Origin of the sequence: Lutibacter sp. TH_r2, assembly GCF_033101135.1 — a bacterium.
GTDB lineage: Bacteria > Bacteroidota > Bacteroidia > Flavobacteriales > Flavobacteriaceae > Lutibacter.
The window spans coordinates 1,672,930-1,693,355 of the sequence record NZ_JAWMPV010000001.1 but is presented as its reverse complement, the minus strand read 5'-3'; the positions used below and the strand labels follow the sequence as shown (position 1 = coordinate 1,693,355).

The following is a 20,426-nucleotide window of genomic DNA, read 5'->3' as shown; positions in this document are numbered from 1 at the left end:
TGACCTATTATATTTAGAGATTTTGGATTGCAAAAGTATATGATTTTTTTTTAAAACAAATTTTCAATTCAAAAAAACATAAAAATAATAGTATTTTACCATTGTTAAAATTCTGCCAATATGTCATAAATTTGATTTTTTGGTTATATCTTTGCAAAACAATAAAAACTATATGGGGAGCGAAAAAATTATAGAAGAAAAAAACCAAGGACAAGCACTTTTAACAGCACAAAAAGAAGGCAACACAAAAAAACTTTACATAGAAAGTTATGGCTGCCAAATGAATTTGAATGATAGTGAAATTGTTGCTTCAATTTTAAATGGACAAGGATATAATACAACACATTTAATAGAAGAAGCTGATTTAGTTTTAGTAAATACCTGCTCAATTAGAGAAAAAGCAGAACTAACTGTTAGAAAACGTTTAGAAAAATACAATGCTGTTAAAAAAATAAACCCAACTATGAAAGTTGGTGTACTTGGCTGCATGGCCGAACGCTTAAAAGCTAAATTTTTAGAGGAAGAAAAAATAGTAGATTTGGTAGTTGGCCCTGATGCTTACCGAGATTTACCAAACTTATTAGATGAAGTTGAAGCTGGGAGAGATGCTGTAAATGTAATTTTATCTAAAGAAGAAACTTACGCCGATGTTTCTCCTGTTCGATTAAACTCAAATGGAGTTTCTGCATTTGTGTCCATTACTAGAGGTTGCGATAATATGTGTACCTTTTGTGTAGTACCATTTACTAGAGGGCGTGAGCGCAGTAGAGATCCAAAAAGTATTTTAGAAGAAGTAAATGATTTAGTTGAAAAAGGATACAAAGAAATTACGCTTTTAGGTCAAAATGTAGATAGCTATTTATGGTACGGTGGAGGCTTAAAAAAAGATTTTAATAAAGCTTCTGAAATTGCACAAGCAACAGCTGTTGATTTTTCTCAACTGTTAGATATAGTTGCAACTACGCATCCAAAAATTCGAATCCGTTTTTCAACCTCTAATCCTCAAGACATGAGTTTAGATGTAATTAAAACCATGGCAAAACATAATAATATATGTAAATACATACATTTACCTGTCCAATCAGGTAGTACAAGTGTTTTAAAAAGAATGAATCGTCAGCACACTCGAGAGGAATACATTGAATTGATTGACAATATTCGTAAAATTCTACCCGATTGTTCAATATCTCAAGATATGATTACTGGTTTTTGCGGAGAAACAGAAGAAGAACATAAAGATACGTTGAGTTTAATGGAATACGTTAAATATGACTTTGGCTTTATGTTTGCATATTCTGAAAGACCTGGAACTCCAGCAGAAAAACGCATGGCAGATGATGTTCCAAATGATGTAAAAAAAAGAAGATTAAACGAAATTATCCAATTACAACGAAAACACGGTTTAAAAATTTTAGAGGAATTTATAGGCAAAACGGTTGAAGTTCTAATAGAAGGTTCATCAAAAAAATCTGATGCACATTGGAAAGGAAGAAACTCTCAAAACGCCATGGTTGTTTTTCCTAAAGGTGATGAAAAAATTGGTGATTTTGTAAATATTTATATAGAAGACTGTACTTCAGCCACGCTATTAGGAAAAAGAAAATAAAAAATTATGGAATCTTTACAAGCAATTAAACAACGTTTTGGAATTATTGGAAACGATGTACATTTAAATCTAGCTTTAGAAAAAGCAATACGCGTTGCTCCTACTGATATTTCAGTATTGGTAACCGGTGAAAGTGGTGTTGGTAAAGAAAGTATTCCAAAAATTATACATAATTTATCACATCGTAAACATGCAAAATACATTGCTGTAAACTGTGGTGCAATACCAGAAGGAACTATTGATAGTGAACTTTTTGGTCATGAAAAAGGAGCTTTTACGGGTGCAACTCAAACCCGTAAAGGTTATTTTGAAGTTGCTGATGGTGGAACCATTTTTTTAGATGAAGTTGGTGAATTACCTCTTACTACTCAAGTTCGATTATTACGTGTGTTAGAAAATGGTGAATTTATCAAAGTAGGTTCTTCACAAGTACAAAAAACAGATGTTAGAATAGTTGCGGCAACTAATTTAAATATGCCCAAAGCAATTGATAAAGGTAAATTTAGAGAAGATTTATTTTATCGTTTAAGTACTATTGATATTAACCTTCCTCCTCTTAGAGAAAGAGTTGGAGATATTCATTTGTTGTTTCGAAAATTTGCAGCTGATTTTGCGCAAAAATACAATATGCCAACAATTAGGCTAACTGATGATGCAATAAAAACATTAATCAATTATAGCTTTCCAGGAAACATTCGTCAATTAAGAAACATAGCTGAAGAAATTTCAGTTGTTGAAGAAAATCGAATAGTAGATCCCAACACTCTAAGACGTTATTTACCTCAAAAAGGAACCAACCTTCCTTCTATTATTGAAAACAATAAATCTAATAGTGATTTTGCTACCGAACGAGAAATTATGTATAAAATTTTGTTTGACATGAAAAATGACATCCATGATTTGAAAAAATTAACCATGGATTTAATGCAAAACGATTCTGTAAAAGTTAAAGAAGATAACAAACAACTTATTCAAAAAATTTACAAAGAAGAAGAAACGTTAGAATCTAAAATTTCCAATCAAGTTGAAGTAGTTAGATATGAAAATAATTTCGATGATTCAAATGATTACGAATTTGCTGAAACTATTGATGAACATGAAAACTTATCTATTCAAGAAAAAGAAATTGAACTGATAAAAAAATCTTTAGAACGCAATAGCGGCAAACGAAAATTAGCCGCTAAAGAGTTGGGAATTTCTGAAAGAACATTATACAGAAAAATAAAACAATACGATTTATAGTTTAATTACTACTTTTGAACAATGAAAAAAAATTATTTCATATTACTTTTTATTTTAATAATAACTTCACAAGCTTGTGGCGTTAGCGTAAAATATTCTTTTACAGGAACCAATTTAGATCCAAGAGTAAAATCAGTACAAATTGATTATTTCCCAAACAACGCTGTTTTGGTTGAACCAAGTTTAAGCCAAACATTTACCACTAACTTTCGAGACTTATTTTTAACACAAGCTAATTTAGATTTAGTTGATTCTGGTGGAGACTTACAGTTTGAAGGAGAAATTACAGGTTATAAAATAAATCCAATGACAGCTACCGCAGAGCAAACAGCTGCGCAAAACAGATTAACCATTACAGTGAATGTTCGTTTTTATAACAATATAGTTGAAGATGATAATTTTGAAAGAAATTTCTCCCATTATTATGATTATGATGCTGACACCCAACTTATTGGAAGTGCTCTAGATGATGCCTTTGAAGAAATTATAGAACGTATTTCACAAGATATTTTTAACGCTTCAGTAGCTAAATGGTAATATGAACAATCAAGAATTTACGTATCTATTAAACAACCCAACAGCAAATGTAAACAACGTAGCTTTAGAAAACATTGTAGAAGAATTTCCTTATTTTCAAGCTGCTAAAGCAATACAATTAAAACACTTAAGCACAACCAACAGTTATAAATACAACCAAGCATTAAAAAAAACTGCAGCATACACAATTGATAGAAGTGTTTTATTTGAGTTTATTACCTCTCCTATTTTTATTAATGAAAAACAAAAGGATCTTGATTTAGAAAAAATTGAATCAGAAACAATAGAAAAAATTCATCAACAAGTTTCTAAAAACTCGTCAACAGAAGAACCACCTCAAATAAAAGAAGAAATTGCACCAGAAAAAGAAGTTGCTAAAGAAGTTTTAGAACTTGGAAAGCCAATTCAATTTACCAGTTCAGAACCTCACTCGTTTGTTGAATGGATGCAATTGATTAGTACCAAACCTATTATCCGCGAAAAAAAAGAAGAAAATTCAACAAAAAACACTTCAAAAATTGAAGAAAAATTTAATTTAATTGACAAATTTATAAAAGCCAACCCAAAAATTGGCCCAGCAGATAAAACCCTTACTAATTCTAACGTCACTTTAAATCATCATCAAGAAAATGAGAGTTTAATGACCGAAACTTTAGCAAAAGTTTACTTAGAACAAAAAAAATATGATAACGCCATAAAAGCTTATCGCATTTTATGTTTGAAATATCCAGAAAAAAGTGGTTTCTTTGCAGACCGAATTAAAGCAATAAAAATTTTACAAAGAAATAAGATATGACTTATACAGTATTTTTAATCTTGATTATGATCGTAGCACTTTTATTAGTGTTAATTATAATGGTTCAAAACCCAAAAGGAGGAGGATTATCATCATCATTTGGTGGAGGTGGAACTCAATCTTTAGGAGGAGGAGTTCAAAATACAACTAACTTTTTAGATAAAAGTACTTGGACACTTTCTATTGTGCTATTAGCATTAATATTATTATCAAACTTTGCAGCGCCTAGAGCTACTGCAACTACAAGTTCAGAAGTTGAAAACACTATTGAAAATAGAGAAGTTACTGAACCAATTCAAGATGCAGCAACAACAACTATTCAAGATTCAGTTCAATAGTTGATTATTAAAAATAATATAAAATGCCAACGTGTCACCTACGTTGGCATTTTTTTTTGTTAAAAAGTTCAGTTTGTCATAATTTAGAAAATGGCACACTTTTAGTAAAATAATTCAAAGAATTATAATTTAAAAAATATATAAAATGAGTGAAATAAATATTAAACCATTAGCAGACAGAGTTTTAATAGAACCTGTAGCAGCTGAAACCACAACAGCTTCAGGCTTAATTATACCAGATTCAGCAAAAGAAAAACAACAAAAAGGAACTGTAGTTGCTGTAGGTAACGGAACTAAAGACGAGCCAATGACCGTAAAAATTGGTGATACAGTTTTATATGGAAAATATGCTGGTACTGAACTTATTTTAGAAGGTACAGAATATTTAATTATGCGAGAAGCTGATATTTTAGCAATTGTTTAAAAACGGCGATTAGCCTTTTGCAATTGGCAATTAGCAAACACAAAAAATAAAATATTTAATTAAATGAATAGCTAACGGCGAAAAGTCAATAGCTAAAAGCAAAAAACATAAAAATGGCAAAAGATATAATTTTTGATATAGAAGCACGTGACGGTTTAAAACGTGGAGTTGATGCATTGGCAAATGCAGTTAAAGTAACTTTAGGACCAAAAGGAAGAAATGTTGTAATTGGTAAAGCTTTTGGCGGTCCAGTTATTACAAAAGATGGTGTTAGCGTTGCAAAAGAAATAGAGCTAGAAGATACTCTTGAAAATATGGGAGCACAAATGGTAAAGGAAGTTGCTTCAAAAACAAACGATTTAGCCGGTGATGGTACAACTACCGCTACTGTTCTAGCACAATCTATTGTAAAAGAAGGATTAAAAAACGTTGCTGCTGGTGCAAACCCTTTAGATTTAAAACGTGGAATTGATAAAGCAGTTGAAGCAATTGTTCAAGATTTACGCAAACAATCTCAAGAAGTTAGTGGAACTTCAGAAAAAATTAAACAAGTAGCATCTATTTCAGCAAATAATGATGAAGCAATTGGTGATTTAATTGCACAAGCTTTTGAAAAAGTTGGAAAAGAAGGTGTAATAACTGTTGAAGAAGCAAAAGGAACAGCAACCTATGTTGATATTGTTGAAGGTATGCAATTTGATAGAGGATACTTATCGCCTTATTTTGTTACCAATGCAGATAAAATGTTAACTGATTTAGAAAATCCATACATTTTATTATTCGAAAAGAAAATTACAAACCTTAAAGATCTACTACCAATTTTAGAGCCTGTTGCTCAAAGCGGAAAACCTTTATTAGTTATTGCTGAAGATGTTGAAGGTGAAGCTTTAGCTACTTTAGTAATGAATAAATTACGTGGTGCTTTAAAAATTGCAGCTGTAAAAGCTCCTGGATTTGGCGACAGAAGAAAAGCAATGTTAGAAGATATTGCTATTTTAACTGGTGGTACTGTAATTTCAGAAGAAATGGGATTAACATTAGAAAACACTACGTTAGAAATGTTAGGTACTGCAGAAAGAGTAACTATTGATAAAGACAATACAACTGTAGTTAATGGTGCTGGAGATGCTGAAGCTATTAAAGCTAGAGTTAATCAAATTAAAACTCAAATTGAAACTACTACTTCAGACTACGACAAAGAAAAATTACAAGAGCGTTTAGCTAAATTAGCTGGTGGTGTTGCTGTACTTTATGTTGGTGCTGCTAGTGAAGTTGAAATGAAAGAGAAAAAAGATAGAGTTGATGATGCTTTACACGCAACTAGAGCTGCTGTAGAAGAAGGTATAGTTGCTGGTGGTGGTGTTGCTTTAGTGAGAACCAAAGAAGTATTAAAAACTATTACTACTGAAAATTTAGACGAAGTAACAGGTATTAAAATTTTAGACAGAGCTATTGAAGAGCCTTTACGTCAAATTGTTGAAAACGCTGGTGGTGAAGGATCTGTAGTTGTTGCTAAAGTTATGGAAGGAAAAGGAGATTTTGGTTACAATGCTAAAACTGAAGAATACATTAAAATGCTTTCTGCTGGAATTATTGATCCAACTAAAGTTACTAGAATTGCATTAGAAAATGCAGCTTCAGTTGCTGGAATGATTTTAACTACTGCTTGTACGCTAGTAGATATTAAAGAAGATACTCCAGCTGGTGGTGGAATGCCTCCAATGGGTGGTGGAATGCCAGGAATGATGTAAAAATCAAATTTTTAAAAAAATAAAAAGCGCTTCAATTTAAATTGAAGCGCTTTTTTTATGAGCAAAAATTACTGAAAATTGATAAAACTCTGATATTCAATAAGGTTTTTAAACCAATTATACATTTTTATGGATTCTTAATTAATTTCATACTATATTTATAGTTATTGTATAAACTGTTCCCCTCAAATACATATGCAATAAAACCACCTAAAAATTGTTGTTTTATTTTTTTTGATTCTAATACTATCAAAAAATGAAAATGTAAAAAAATGAAAATATTCAAACTTGCTGTATTATTTTTAATAGCCATTAATTTTAATAGTGACACACTTACAACTAATAATTGCACACAAAAAGTTTCTGGAAAAATAACTACTATTAATAATTTACCAATAGCTAATAGTTTTATTTCAGTTTTTTTAGATGGTGTTGAAGTAAAAACAACTACCACAAATTCAAACGGAGAATACAGTTTAATTTTAAATTGTAATAATACATATGGAATTGTTGCCTCAGCACCTAATTTTTTAAGCAATCGAAAAATTGTTTCTACAAGCAACAATTCAGATGATTCAAAAACTCAAAACTTTATTTTAAAACCTGAATGCTATCAAAAAATAACGGGAGTTGTAGTTAACGATTTAACACAAGAGAAAATGGAAGATGTTAAAGTAACCTTACATCTAGATGGCGAAGAAATAGAAAGCACACAAACAAATTCCAATGGTTCTTATTCATTTCAAACAATTTGCAATTCAAACTACTACATAATAACTTCAAAAAATAATTTTATAAATGATTTTTACGAATTTTCTACTTCAACAAACAATAATGAAATAATAAAGTATAATCCTGTTTTAGAGCCTGAATGCATTCAAACAATTAGTGGTACCATTAGAAATAAAATTACTAAAGAACCTTTAAGCGTAGAACTTCGTCTTTTATTAAACAATGTAATTGTAGAAACTATTAAAGTAAATAATGATGGAAAGTATTTTATTCAGTTTCAATGTACTACTAACTATAGAATAATAGCCAGTAAACCTGACTACAAAGATGATTCGTATAACTTTTTAACTGATTACATTGAAAACAAACAACCAGACTATTACAATCTAAAAAAAGATTTATTTTTAGAACCTAATGAATGTTTTCAAGTAGTTCTCGGTAGAGTTTTAAATGAAAAAAACAATCCGATTTCTAATTCTAATGTTTCGTTATTATATCAAAACCATGAAATTAAAACATTTCAAACAAAACCTGATGGGTCTTTCTTTTTTAATATTAAATGCGGAAAAGAATATAAATTAAAAGCTTCAAAAGAAAATTTAACCACCGAAATAGTTAGTTTCAAGGCTACCGAAATAAAAGATGCCACACAAAATAAAGACATTTATTTAAAAGAACTCGATTGCAATCAAACAATTACTGGCGTTATAACCGATGTCGAAACAAAACAACCTATTGCAAATACACAAGTGAAGCTTTTTGAAGGTGCTTCTGAAGTGAATACTACAACTACAGATACTTCTGGAAAATATAGTTTTACAGCGAATTGTGAAGCTGATTATAAAATTACTGCTTCAAACGTTAATTACAATTCAAACGAAATTAAATTCGCTACAGACAAAAAACGCGATGCTACTTCATCAAAAAATATTGAATTAAAAGAACTCGATTGCAATCAAACAATTACTGGAGTTATAACCGATGCTGATACAAAACAACCAATTGCAAATACAAAAGTGAAGCTTTTTGAAGGCGCTTCTGAAGTGAATACTACAACTACAGATACTTCTGGTAAATATAGTTTTACAGTGAATTGTGAAGCTGATTATAAAATTACTGCTTCAAACGTTAATTACAATTCAAACGAAATTAAATTCGCTACAGATAAAAAACGCGATGCTACTTCATCAAAAAATATTGAATTAAAAGAACTCGATTGCAATCAAACAATTACTGGAGTTATAACCAATGCTGATACAAAACAACCTATTGCAAATACACAAGTGAAGCTTTTTGAAGGTGCTTCTGAAGTGAATACTACAACTACGGATACTTCTGGAAAATATAGTTTTACAGTGAATTGTGAAGCTGATTATAAAATTACTGCTTCAAACGTTAATTACAATTCAAACGAAATTAAATTCGCTACAGATAAAAAACGCGATGCTACTTCATCAAAAAATATTGAATTAAAAGAACTCGATTGCAATCAAACAATTACTGGAGTTATAACCAATGCTGATACAAAACAACCTATTGCAAATACACAAGTGAAGCTTTTTAAAGGCGCTTCTGAAGTGAATACTACAACTACAGATACTTCTGGTAAATATAGTTTTACAGTGAATTGTGAAGCTGATTATAAAATTACTGCTTCAAACGTTAATTACAATTCAAACGAAATTAAATTCGCTACAGATAAAAAACGCGATGCTACTTCATCAAAAAATATTGAATTAAAAGAACTCGATTGCAATCAAACAATTACTGGAGTTATAACCAATGCTGATACAAAACAACCTATTGCAAATACACAAGTGAAGCTTTTTAAAGGCGCTTCTGAAGTGAATACTACAACTACAGATACTTCTGGTAAATATAGTTTTACAGTGAATTGTGAAGCTGATTATAAAATTACTGCTTCAAACGTTAATTACAATTCAAACGAAATTAAATTCGCTACAGACAAAAAACGCGATGCTACTTCATCAAAAAATATTGAATTAAAAGAACTCAATTGCAATCAAACAATTACTGGCCTTATAACCGATGCTGATACAAAACAACCTATTGCAAATACACAAGTGAAGCTTTTTGAAGGCACTTCTGAAGTGAATACTACAACTACAGATACTTCTGGAAAATATAGTTTTACGGTGAATTGTGAAGCTGATTATAAAATTACTGCTTCAAACGTTAATTACAATTCAAACGAAGTTAAATTCGCTACAGACAAAAAACGCGATGCTACTTCATCAAAAAATATTGAATTAAAAGAACTCAATTGCAATCAAACAATTACTGGCGTTATAACCGATGTCGAAACAAAACAACCAGTTGCAAATACACAAGTGAAGCTTTTTGAAGGTGCTTCTGAAGTGAATACTACAACTACAGATACTTCTGGAAAATATAGTTTTACAGTGAATTGTGAATTAACCTATACATTAAATACTGAAAGTGAGAATTATAATACTGCTTCAAAAGCTTTAACAACTTCAAATAAAAGAGATGCTTCAAACAAATTAAATTTTGAACTTTCATCTAAAGTTTGCAACCAAGAAGTTACCGGAATAATAAGAGATAAATTAACCAAAAAACCTTTAGCTAAAACAACAATCTCATTGTACCAAAATAATAAAGTTATTTCTACACAAACAGTTGGTGCCGATGGAGTTTATCACTTTGATTTAGAATGCTCTTCATCCTATAAATTAACTGTTTTCAAAAACAATAATTTAGAATCTTTTAGACTTAAAACAGCACTTCAAAATGGTAGAACACTAACATTACATATTGATATTGACCCACCAAATTGTATTCAATATATTAATGGTATTACTTTAGAAAACATAAGTAAAGAGCCAATTCCAAATACTAAAATTTCATTGTTAAATTACTCTAATGAAGTAAAAACCACCACTAGTGACTCTAATGGAAATTTCTATTTTGAAATAGATTGCAATAAAACTTATACAGTTATTGCAAATAAAGAAAAATATACAAAAAGTCAGCTATCTATAGTGTCAAATAATTTAGCTGGAGCACCACATACTGTTGAATTAATTTTAGAGCCTATAATTGAAATTAAAGAAAAAAATGGCATCTATTACATTGAAACTAAACCTATTGTATTTGAATTAGACGAGTATGAAATTAAAGATAATGTAAAAACGGAATTAAACAAGGTTTTATTTAATATGAACCAAAATCCACAAATTAAAATAAGTATTAATTTCCATACAGATAGCAGAGGACCAGATAATTACAATATGACGCTTTCTCAAAATAGAGCAGATGCTGTTAAGGAATACCTAATTGAAAATGGGATAAATTCTAATAGAATTTCAGCAAAAGGTTATGGAGAAACTAAACTAGTTAATAAATGTAAAAATGATGTAAAATGTTCTGAAGCTGAACATGCACAAAATAGAAGAACAGAATTTATTATAGAAAACAAATAAAAAAAGCGCTTCAATCTAATCGAAGCGCTTTTTTAAAATACTTATTTTATTTTTAAGCTTTACATTCGCAACTACCTGGTTCACATTTAGTACACTCACTAACGGTTTTAGCTAATTTACTACTCTCACAAGAACTCTTTTTTGAATCACAAGATTTTTCACTTGATTTACATGACGAAGTATTTGCTGCAACATCTTTTTTACATTCACATTTTCCAGGTTCACATTTAGTACATTCAGACATTTTTTTATCATTGCATTCTGAAGGCTTACAATCAGCATCTTTTTTAGATTTCAGTTGTTTTAAATCCATTTTACAAGTTGGGCAAGTACCTGCAACATCGTATGTTTTACCTTTATCGCAATCCATTGGACATTGATAAGCTAATTTATCCGTAGCTTCTACTTTATTTTCATCACAGCTACTGCTAGTTGCACAAGCTTCGCTACATTCTGTTTTTACCGCTTCCTTTTTTGTCTCTTTACAAGAAGCAAACATTATCACCATCGAAAAGATTGTAGCAACTAATATTATTGATTTTTTCATGTTTTAGTAATTTGTTTAATTAAAATATTCGCCTAAAATAGTAAAAAAAAAGAAGTGTCTAAAAAATTAATTTTTTTTGGCTATTTGTTGATAATAAAAAGCTGGTAATAAAATAAGCAATAATAAAGGATGAATTAAAAATCTTCGAACATAAAACAAAACTAAATAGGTGTTTGAAAAATTAAAATTAAGTTCAATAAAAAAAATAAGATTTAGAAGTAAAAACAGAAATACATAAATTTTTAATGCAAGAAAAACTACCTTCTTATTATTAAAAAATACGAATATTATTAATAATGAAATAACAGAATTTAAAAAATAACGTACCGTAACAGTTCCAAAATACTTCAACTTATTAATATCAGGAAAACCTTCATTTAAATAACTAAAATTAAAATATTCAGTTAAAGGATCATATAAAAAACTACGATAAATACCTCTTAAAAAAATAAGAGCTACAAACAATATTATAACAGAAAATATTTTTACTATGTTACTCATTTCTTAACTTTAGAAAACTTTCGAACCCAAATAAACCACAGTAAAAAAGTAACTCCGTAAATTATAGCTGGGAATAAATAATTGTGCAACAAATGTTCATATTCTGGAAACTCATATAAAGCTATTGCAATAATTACAATACGAACAATGTTTATTGAATAAATTAATAAACTACCAAAAATTATATAAAATAAAGTAGTTTTAAATGTAGATGAAAAAGCAACTATAAAAGCAATAAATAAAATAATAATACTTATTGAATTACAACCTTCAATAACCCTAGCAAGAGGTTTACCCCTTACAATTAAATTAATAGAAAGCTCAATTTCACTTTGAACAATTTCAGAAGAGTATCCAACAAAATCTAATATTACTTTTGAATGCTTTGCAACACTTTTAGTTATTGGAGCACATGAAAAAACAGCACTCTTTTCTTGTGTTAAATTTAAATAAATAGAATACAATAAAAACAAAACTATGTAAGTCCCAAAAAACTTAATTAAAAATATTAGTACTGTTTTATTGCTTTTCACTTAAAAAGAATTTTATTTTGCATAAAACTACAAATTAAAATGAATTTAGAACACTTTAAAAGTTCGATTACTGAATTAGTGAACTCAAAACAAACAACAAGTTACAAACTACAAGCTATTTGCGACTTTTTAAAAAATGAAATTGACTATTATGATTGGGTGGGATTTTACTTTAAAAACGGAAATAAAGAAGAACTAAAACTTGCTGAATTTGCTGGTGAACCAACTGATCATACAATTATCCCATTTGGAAAAGGAATCTGCGGTCAAGTTGCGGTAAGTAATCAAAACTTTGTAGTACCAGATGTTGCTGCCCAAGACAATTACATTTCTTGTGGTTGGAAAGTTAAAAGTGAAATTGTAATTCCAATTTTTGTGAAAGGTGAAAATATTGGTCAAATAGATATTGATTCCCATAGCGTAGACCCATTCTCAAAAAACGATGAAATTCTATTAGAATTTGTTTGTAATACAGTTTCTGAAATTTTATAAAATCACACACTTATTAGCAAAAACATTTCGTTTATAATTAAAAACAATCCATTTAAAGCATAATTTATCATATTTTATTGTGTTTTTTAACAAAAATAAATAGCTTTGCTACATCTTAATAGCCCAATTTTAAAGATGTCAAAATTTAACCCTAGCTCAAAATTAAATCAAAAAAATATTGGAAAAAACTTGACTTTTTTCATGAAATTTTTTGAAAAAAAACAACCTAATTCTAGTTCAGAGAATTACAATGATATGGTTAATAAATTTAATTCAAAAATTAAGAAAATTTCCTAAAAAATAGCAATCATTTGTATTGTGTAAACTACCGATTATTAGTAGCTTTGCGAAAAAGCAACAACACAACAAATGAGCACAACTAAAAAAGCAAAATCGGCACTAATTTCGGTATTTCACAAAGACGGATTAGCACCAATTGTAAAGAAATTAAACGAGTTAGACATCACTATTTACTCTACCGGAGGAACCGAAAGTTTTATTAAAGAGCAAGGAATTAATGTTATTCCCGTTGAAGAATTAACTTCGTATCCTTCAATTTTAGGAGGAAGAGTTAAAACATTACATCCAAAAGTTTTTGGTGGAATTTTAGCCAGAAGAGAAAATGAAAATGATTTATCTCAACTTGGTGAATTTGAAATTCCTGAAATTGATATTGTAATTGTAGACCTTTATCCTTTTGAAAAAACTGTAGCAAGCGGAGCTTCAGAACAAGATATTATTGAAAAAATTGATATAGGTGGTATTTCTTTAATTAGAGCTGCAGCAAAAAACTTTAAAGATGTTATTTGTGTTTCTTCTATGGAACAATACAGTGAGTTTTTAGAAATAATGACAAATGATAATGGTAATACAACTATTGAACAACGTAAAAGTTTTGCTGCAAAATCTTTTGCTGTTTCAAGCCATTACGATACTGCCATTTTTAAATACTTAAATAATAACGAACTAGCTTTTAGAGAAAGTTATAATGAATCTTCTACTTTACGTTACGGAGAAAACCCACACCAAAAAGGATATTTCTTTGGTAATTTAGATGAGTTATTTACAAAACTACATGGTAAAGAACTTTCATACAACAATTTACTAGATGTAGATGGAGCAGTAAATTTAATGAGTGAATTCAAGAATGATGCACCAACTTTTGCAATTCTTAAACACAACAACGCTTGTGGTTTAGCTCAACGCGAAACGCTAAAAGAAGCTTATGTAGATGCATTAGCTGGTGACCCAACTTCTGCTTTTGGTGGTGTTTTAATTTCAAACAAAGAAATTGATGCTGAAACTGCTCAAGAAATTCATAAATTATTCTGTGAAGTAGTAATTGCACCTTCTTATAATGAAGAAGCTTTAGCTATATTAAAAGGTAAGAAAAACAGAATTATTTTAATTCAAAAAGACATAGAGTTACCATCAATACAATATAGAACAGCATTAAATGGTGTACTTTATCAAGATAAAGACAACAAAACAGATGATGCTAGCGTTATAACAACTGCAACAACTATTGAACCAACTAGTAAAGAATTAGAAGACTTATTTTTTGCTTCAAAAATTTGTAAACACACAAAGTCAAACACAATTGTTTTAGCTAAAAACAAGCAATTAATTGCAAGTGGAACAGGACAAACAAGTCGTGTAGATGCATTAGAACAAGCTATTGCAAAAGCAAATCATTTTAAATTTGATTTAAACAATGCAGTAATGGCAAGTGATGCTTTTTTCCCATTCCCTGATTGTGTTGAAATTGCAAATAAAACTGGAGTAAATGCTGTAATTCAGCCTGGAGGTTCTATAAAAGATCAATTATCAATTGATTACTGTAACAATAATAAAATGTCGATGATATTTACAGGAATTCGTCATTTTAAACACTAATATTTACTAACTTTGAAGGTTTTCAATTAAAAATAAAGATATTATATGGGGTTTTTCGACTTTATGACTGAAGATATAGCCATTGATTTAGGAACTGCAAACACCTTAATTATACATGATGGTAAAGTTATTATTGATGCGCCATCAATTGTAGCAAGAGATAGAAGTACGGGAAAAATAATTGCCACTGGAAAAAAAGCCAGTTTAATGCAAGGTAAAACCCATGAAAACATCAAAACTATTCGACCATTAAAAGATGGTGTTATTGCCGATTTTGAAGCTTCGGAACAAATGATAAAAGAGTTTGTTAAAAACATTCCAAGCATTAAAAAGAAGTTTTTCACACCTTCATTAAGAATGGTTATTTGTATTCCTTCTGGAATTACTGAAGTTGAAAAACGTGCAGTAATTGATTCTGCAGAACATATGAATGCCAAAGAAATTTACCTAATTCATGAACCAATGGCAGCTGCAATTGGTATTGGTATTGATATTATGCAACCAAAAGGAAACATGATTATTGATATAGGTGGTGGAACTACAGAAATTGCTGTTATTGCTTTAGGTGGAATTGTTTGCGACAAATCTGTAAAAGTTGCAGGAGATGTTTTTACAAGTGATATTGCCTATTATATGCGTACGCAACACAACTTATACGTTGGAGAACGAACTGCTGAAAGAATTAAAATTCAAATTGGTGCAGCTACCGAAGATTTAGAAACTCCACCTGAAGACATGTTAGTTCAAGGTAGAGATTTATTAAGCGGAAAACCAAAACAAGCTCAAGTTTCATATAGAGAAATTGCAAAAGCACTAGATAAATCTATTTTACGTGTTGAAGATGCTGTAATGGAAACATTATCTCAAACACCTCCAGAATTAGCTGCCGATATATATAATACAGGTATTTATTTAGCAGGTGGTGGATCCATGTTGCGTGGTTTAGATAAACGTTTATCTAGAAAAACAGATTTACCAGTTTATGTAGCTGAAGACCCTTTAAGAGCGGTTGTTCGTGGTACTGGAATTGCTTTAAAAGATCTTGAGAAATACAAAAATGTATTAATGAAATAATAACCTTTTTGGAGTTAGAATATGCAGCAAATTTTATATTTTATTAAAAAATTTAGGTACTTTTTGCTGTTTTTTGTTCTTCAAATTATTGCTTTAGGTTTCACAATTCAACATCATTCATACCATAAAAGTAAATTTGTTAACTCCTCTAACGCTTTTACTGGAGGTATTTACAATAGGTTAAATAGCATTTCTGAATTTGTAAATTTAAAAGAAGAAAATTTACGATTAATTGAAGAGAATGTATTTCTAAAAAATAGTATTCAACCAAATAATAATAAAATAACACCGTTAAACGATACAACTTTTTCAAATAAGAAATATCAGTATACTTTTGCTAAAATTATAAACAACAACTATACAAAACCAAATAATTTTCTAACCATAAACAAAGGAAAAAATCAAGGTATTCAGCAAGATTTAGGTGTAATAAATAGCAAAGGAATTATTGGTGTTATTAAAAATACTTCTAATAAATATGCTTCAGTACTTTCAATATTAAATAGAAGTTCAAAAATTAATGTAAAATTAAAACACGATAATCATATTGGAACAATTACCTGGAATAGTAAAAACCCTAATATAGTCCAATTAAGTGATATTCCCCGTCAAGCAGTTTTAAAAAAAGGAGATACAATTATTACTGGAGGAAAGTCTGCTATTTTTCCTGAAGGAATTTTAGTTGGAACCATAAATAATTTTGCCTTTGAAAATAACCAATACACAGAAATAAATGTTTCTCTTTTTAACGATATGACCTCATTAGGATATGTTCAAATTATAAAAAACTTAGAAAGAGAAGAACAATTAAATTTAGAACAACAAACTGAAAATGAATAACGTATATTTTTTAAATAGTATTCGATTTATTGGGTTGCTATTATTACAAGTTCTTGTTCTAAATAAACTAAACTTATTTGGAACTATAAACCCAATGGTTTATATAGTTTGGGTCTTTTTATTTCCTTATAAAAAAAATTTAAACTCAATATTACTTTTAAGTTTTCTACTTGGATTAGCTGTAGATTTCTTTTCTGATTCAGGAGGTATTAATGCTTCAGCTACTTTATTTATCGCTTTTATTAGATTGCCTATTTTAAAACTTGTATTGGGAAAATCTGATTTTGATTATCCACTTTTTAATTTAAGAAATATTTCTTTCGGAAAATCACTTTTATTCCTATCAACTTTAACAATAATTCATCATTTTATCGTTTTTATGTTAGCATACTTTAGTTTTAGTGCTATTTACTTAATAATCACAAGTACAATATTTACAAGTATAGCAACTATAATTTTAAGTGTTTTAGGAATTATTATTTTTACGAATAAAAAATAAATGAAGAGATCAGGATTATTAGTTTTTTTAATAATAATTGTTGGATTAATTTATATTGGTAAATTATTCTATTTACAAGTATTAACTAACCCTTATAAAAAACCAACTTTAAATAGCTCTGCAGTTAAAATAAAATATGATTATCCTGGACGTGGTTACATATATGATAGAAATGGAACTCTACTAGTTGCCAATCAATTATCATATGATATTATGATTATTCCTAATGAAGTAAAACCACTAGACACATTAGAATTTTGCTCATTATTAAAAATTACAAAAGAAGATTTTATAAAAAAATTTACAAAAGCAAAAACATACTCTTGGCGCATACCATCAACTTTTGTTGCACAACTATCAAAAACTGATTATGCTTTTTTACAAGAAAAAATGCACAAATTTAAAGGTTTCTATATCCAGAAAAGATCACTGCGTGAATACCCAATAAATTCAGCTGCAAATGTTTTAGGATACATAAGTGAAGTTAATGAAGGAATGTTAAAAAAAAATCCTTACTATCAATTAGGAGAGTTAATTGGAACATACGGTGTTGAAAAAACTTATGAAACAACTTTAAGAGGTACTAAAGGCGTAAAATACATTCAAAGAAATAATATTAATAAAGAAATTGGTCCCTATAAAAATGGAAAATATGATACCATCGCAATTCCTGGTAAAGATCTTACTATTACAATAGATAGTAAACTACAACAATATGGAGAAGCACTAATGGCTAATAAACGTGGTGGAATTGTAGCAATTGAACCAGCAACTGGTGAAATTTTAGCATTAGTCTCAACTCCCACCTACAATCCAAATTTAATGGTTGGTAGAGAACGATCAAAAAACTTTTCTAAACTGTATCTCGATTCTATTAACAAACCTCTTTTTGATAGAGGCTTAAAAGGTGAATATCCACCAGGCTCACCATTTAAAGTGCTAACCGCTTTAGTTGGACTACAAGAAAAAGTAATAGATACAAAATCTACTATTAAATGCTTTGGAGGCTACAGATATGGATCTAGACCAAATGCTATTATGGCTTGCCACTGTGGAACACATGGAAGTCCAATAGCGTTAAACAAAGCAATTTATCGCTCTTGTAATTCTTACTTTGCAAATACATATCGAAAAATAATTGAAAAATACCCAACAGCTGGAGAAGGTATGAATGTATGGAGTAAGCATATAAAAAGTTTTGGGTTAGGAAGCTACCTACATAACGATTTATCTGTTGGCGATAAAGGTTTAATACCTGATGCAGCCTTTTACAATCATTGGTACCCAAATGTAAGATGGAGAGCAACGTATACAATTTCTAATTCTATAGGCCAAGGTGAAATTAAAACTACACCTATTCAATTAGCAAATATGACAGCCGCTGTAGCAAATAGAGGTTTTTATTACACTCCACATATTGTTAAACATATTGCAGGAGAAAATATTGATGAAAAGTTTACAACTCCAAAAGTTACCTCTATAGATAAAGAACATTTTGAACCAGTAATTGAAGGATTATTTAATGTTTTAGAAAACCCTAGAGGTACCGCAAATTGGTCTAGAGTAAAAGGAATTGAAATTTGTGGAAAAACTGGAACAGCAGAAAACCCACACGGACAAGATCATTCAATTTTTATTGCTTTTGCACCAAAAGACGACCCGAAAATTGCCATTGCTGTGTTTGTTGAAAATGGATATTGGGGCTCTCGTTGGGCTGGTCCAATTGCAAGTTTAATGATAGAAAAATATCTAACTGGAAAAATCACTAAAACTTGGGAAGAACAACGAATGTTTAATGGAAGTTTACAAGAAGAATACGACAGACAATTAGAACTAGAAATAAAAGAAAAACTTGAGAAGCAGAACCAATAATATTTTTTTAGGAATTGATTGGATTCTAGTCCTATTTTATTTCATACTCATTTCATTTGGATGGGTAAATATCTATGCTTCAACAGTTAGTGAAGAATCTTTTGAATTAATTAATTTTTCTACTGAATATGGAAAACAACTTATTTGGATAGGTTTAAGTATTCCGTTAATTTTATTAACACTAATGTTTGATGCTAAATTTTATGAAAAATATGCTTCATTAATGTTCCTAGGTTCATTAGCTTCATTAGCTGGTTTATTCATCTTTGGAAAAAACATTAACGGAGCCACTTCTTGGTATAATTTAGGGATATTTAGTCTACAGCCTTCTGAATTTGCAAAAGCAGCTACAGCATTAGCAATGGCTAAACTAGTTAGTGATAAACATTTCAATTTAAAAAAATTAAATACACAACTACAAGCATTTGTAGTATTATTTATTCCTGCTATCCTAATAACTTTACAACCCGATCCAGGTTCAGCTCTTGTTTATGGAGCTTTTATTTTTGTATTATATAGAGAAGGATTACCTATTTACTATATAAGTTTAGGGTTTATTGCGTTATTTTTATTTATCGCAACCCTATATTTTGGTTTACAAAACACATTAATAGGTACACTTATATTATTTGGTGTTGTACTTCTCTACTTTTATTTTTTCAGAAAAAAAGCTTTAAAAAGAGGGAAATTGAAAATTTTTGGGCTTTATTTAATTTCTGCAATGTATGTTTTTAGTGTTAATATTATTTTTAACAACGTTTTTGAACAAAGACATAGAGATCGATTTAATATACTTTTAGGAAAAACTACAGATATAAAAAGCATTGGTTACAACACTAACCAATCAATTACTACAATTGCATCTGGAGGTTTTTCTGGAACAGGATTTTTACAAGGTGAACGTACTCAAGGTGATTTTGTACCTGAACAACAAACCGATTATATTTTTACAACTGTAGGTGAAGAATGGGGTTTTGTAGGTACAAGTTTACTTATTCTTGCGTTTGTATTATTTACACTTCGTATTATTTTTATTGCTGAACGACAAAAATCAAAGTTTAGTAGAGTATATGGATATAGTATTGCAGCTATATTCTTTTTTCACTTTGCTATTAACATAGGCATGGTAATAGGTATTTTACCAACTATTGGAATTCCGCTTCCTTTCTTTAGTTATGGTGGATCAGGACTTTGGGGTTTTACTTTACTTCTATTTATATTTATAAGGCTTGATGCAAACCGAACCTATGAGTGGTAATCTGAAATTTTAATCAACAAAAAA

General features: G+C 29.4%; 18 protein-coding genes. 15 read left to right on the top strand and 3 right to left on the bottom strand.

The genetic code is table 11. The annotated features are described in order from the left end of the window. Nucleotides 1-172: 172 nt before the first annotated feature. The 8 genes from miaB (at nucleotide 173) to R3X25_RS07190 (ending at nucleotide 10,890) form a co-directional block, all read left to right on the top strand. Entirely contained in the window at nucleotides 173-1,606 is a 1,434-nt protein-coding gene (gene miaB / locus R3X25_RS07225; RefSeq protein WP_317673308.1) for a tRNA (N6-isopentenyl adenosine(37)-C2)-methylthiotransferase MiaB, read from the top strand. Between the two features lie 6 nt (nucleotides 1,607-1,612). Further along, the gene (locus R3X25_RS07220) at nucleotides 1,613-2,848 is read left to right on the top strand and encodes a sigma-54 dependent transcriptional regulator (protein ID WP_317673306.1); all 1,236 of its coding nucleotides are present in this window, start codon (nucleotides 1,613-1,615) and stop codon (nucleotides 2,846-2,848) included. A gap of 21 nt (nucleotides 2,849-2,869) precedes the next feature. Further along, nucleotides 2,870-3,385, top strand: a complete 516-nt coding sequence (locus tag R3X25_RS07215) for an LptE family protein (protein ID WP_317673304.1) — start codon at nucleotides 2,870-2,872, stop codon at nucleotides 3,383-3,385. A 1-nt stretch (nucleotide 3,386) separates the two neighbouring features. Next, a complete protein-coding gene (locus R3X25_RS07210; RefSeq protein ID WP_317673302.1) occupies nucleotides 3,387-4,181 on the top strand; it encodes a tetratricopeptide repeat protein in 795 nt (264 codons plus the stop codon). Further along, a complete protein-coding gene (secG, locus tag R3X25_RS07205; RefSeq protein ID WP_317673300.1) occupies nucleotides 4,178-4,519 on the top strand; it encodes a preprotein translocase subunit SecG in 342 nt (113 codons plus the stop codon). The genes R3X25_RS07210 and secG overlap by 4 nt, the downstream gene beginning before the upstream one ends. A gap of 145 nt (nucleotides 4,520-4,664) precedes the next feature. Further along, nucleotides 4,665-4,943: a co-chaperone GroES gene (gene groES, locus R3X25_RS07200; RefSeq protein WP_317673298.1), complete on the top strand. Its 279-nt coding sequence runs from the start codon at nucleotides 4,665-4,667 to the stop codon at nucleotides 4,941-4,943. A gap of 113 nt (nucleotides 4,944-5,056) precedes the next feature. Continuing rightward, complete coding sequence (gene groL, locus R3X25_RS07195; protein ID WP_317673296.1) at nucleotides 5,057-6,694, top strand: chaperonin GroEL; 1,638 nt, start codon at nucleotides 5,057-5,059, stop codon at nucleotides 6,692-6,694. Between the two features lie 272 nt (nucleotides 6,695-6,966). Further along, a complete protein-coding gene (locus tag R3X25_RS07190) occupies nucleotides 6,967-10,890 on the top strand; it encodes a carboxypeptidase regulatory-like domain-containing protein (protein ID WP_317673294.1) in 3,924 nt (1,307 codons plus the stop codon). 52 nt (nucleotides 10,891-10,942) lie between these two features. Here the strand turns inward: R3X25_RS07190 and R3X25_RS07185 are convergent, their stop codons facing one another. The 3 genes from R3X25_RS07185 to xrtF form a co-directional block, all read right to left on the bottom strand. Next, nucleotides 10,943-11,437: a heavy metal-binding domain-containing protein gene (locus R3X25_RS07185; RefSeq protein ID WP_317673292.1), complete on the bottom strand. Its 495-nt coding sequence runs from the start codon at nucleotides 11,435-11,437 to the stop codon at nucleotides 10,943-10,945. 66 nt (nucleotides 11,438-11,503) lie between these two features. Beyond that, complete coding sequence (locus R3X25_RS15240; protein WP_411556565.1) at nucleotides 11,504-11,938, bottom strand: exosortase F system-associated membrane protein; 435 nt, start codon at nucleotides 11,936-11,938, stop codon at nucleotides 11,504-11,506. Continuing rightward, the gene (gene xrtF / locus R3X25_RS07180; RefSeq protein WP_317673290.1) at nucleotides 11,935-12,471 is read right to left on the bottom strand and encodes an exosortase family protein XrtF; all 537 of its coding nucleotides are present in this window, start codon (nucleotides 12,469-12,471) and stop codon (nucleotides 11,935-11,937) included. The genes R3X25_RS15240 and xrtF overlap by 4 nt, the downstream gene beginning before the upstream one ends. A 39-nt stretch (nucleotides 12,472-12,510) precedes the next feature. Between xrtF and R3X25_RS07175 the strand changes: the two genes are divergently transcribed. The 7 genes from R3X25_RS07175 to rodA all read left to right on the top strand — a co-directional run bounded on the left by R3X25_RS07175 (nucleotide 12,511) and on the right by rodA (nucleotide 20,402). Next, nucleotides 12,511-12,963, top strand: a complete 453-nt coding sequence (locus tag R3X25_RS07175; RefSeq protein ID WP_317673288.1) for a GAF domain-containing protein — start codon at nucleotides 12,511-12,513, stop codon at nucleotides 12,961-12,963. 369 nt (nucleotides 12,964-13,332) lie between these two features. Beyond that, entirely contained in the window at nucleotides 13,333-14,859 is a 1,527-nt protein-coding gene (gene purH / locus R3X25_RS07170) for a bifunctional phosphoribosylaminoimidazolecarboxamide formyltransferase/IMP cyclohydrolase (RefSeq protein ID WP_317673286.1), read from the top strand. 45 nt (nucleotides 14,860-14,904) lie between these two features. Continuing rightward, nucleotides 14,905-15,933 carry a rod shape-determining protein gene (locus tag R3X25_RS07165; RefSeq protein ID WP_317673284.1) on the top strand — a complete coding sequence of 343 codons (1,029 nt, stop codon included), beginning with the start codon at nucleotides 14,905-14,907 and terminating at the stop codon, nucleotides 15,931-15,933. Nucleotides 15,934-15,996: 63 nt separating this feature from the next. Next, the gene (gene mreC, locus R3X25_RS07160) at nucleotides 15,997-16,773 is read left to right on the top strand and encodes a rod shape-determining protein MreC (protein WP_317673283.1); all 777 of its coding nucleotides are present in this window, start codon (nucleotides 15,997-15,999) and stop codon (nucleotides 16,771-16,773) included. Further along, entirely contained in the window at nucleotides 16,766-17,272 is a 507-nt protein-coding gene (locus R3X25_RS07155; protein ID WP_317673281.1) for a rod shape-determining protein MreD, read from the top strand. Before mreC ends, R3X25_RS07155 begins: the two co-directional genes overlap by 8 nt. Next, on the top strand, nucleotides 17,273-19,144 hold the full coding sequence (gene mrdA / locus R3X25_RS07150; protein WP_317673279.1) for a penicillin-binding protein 2: 1,872 nt from the start codon (nucleotides 17,273-17,275) through the stop codon (nucleotides 19,142-19,144). Then, entirely contained in the window at nucleotides 19,125-20,402 is a 1,278-nt protein-coding gene (rodA, locus tag R3X25_RS07145; RefSeq protein ID WP_317673277.1) for a rod shape-determining protein RodA, read from the top strand. Before mrdA ends, rodA begins: the two co-directional genes overlap by 20 nt. Nucleotides 20,403-20,426 lie beyond the last annotated feature (24 nt).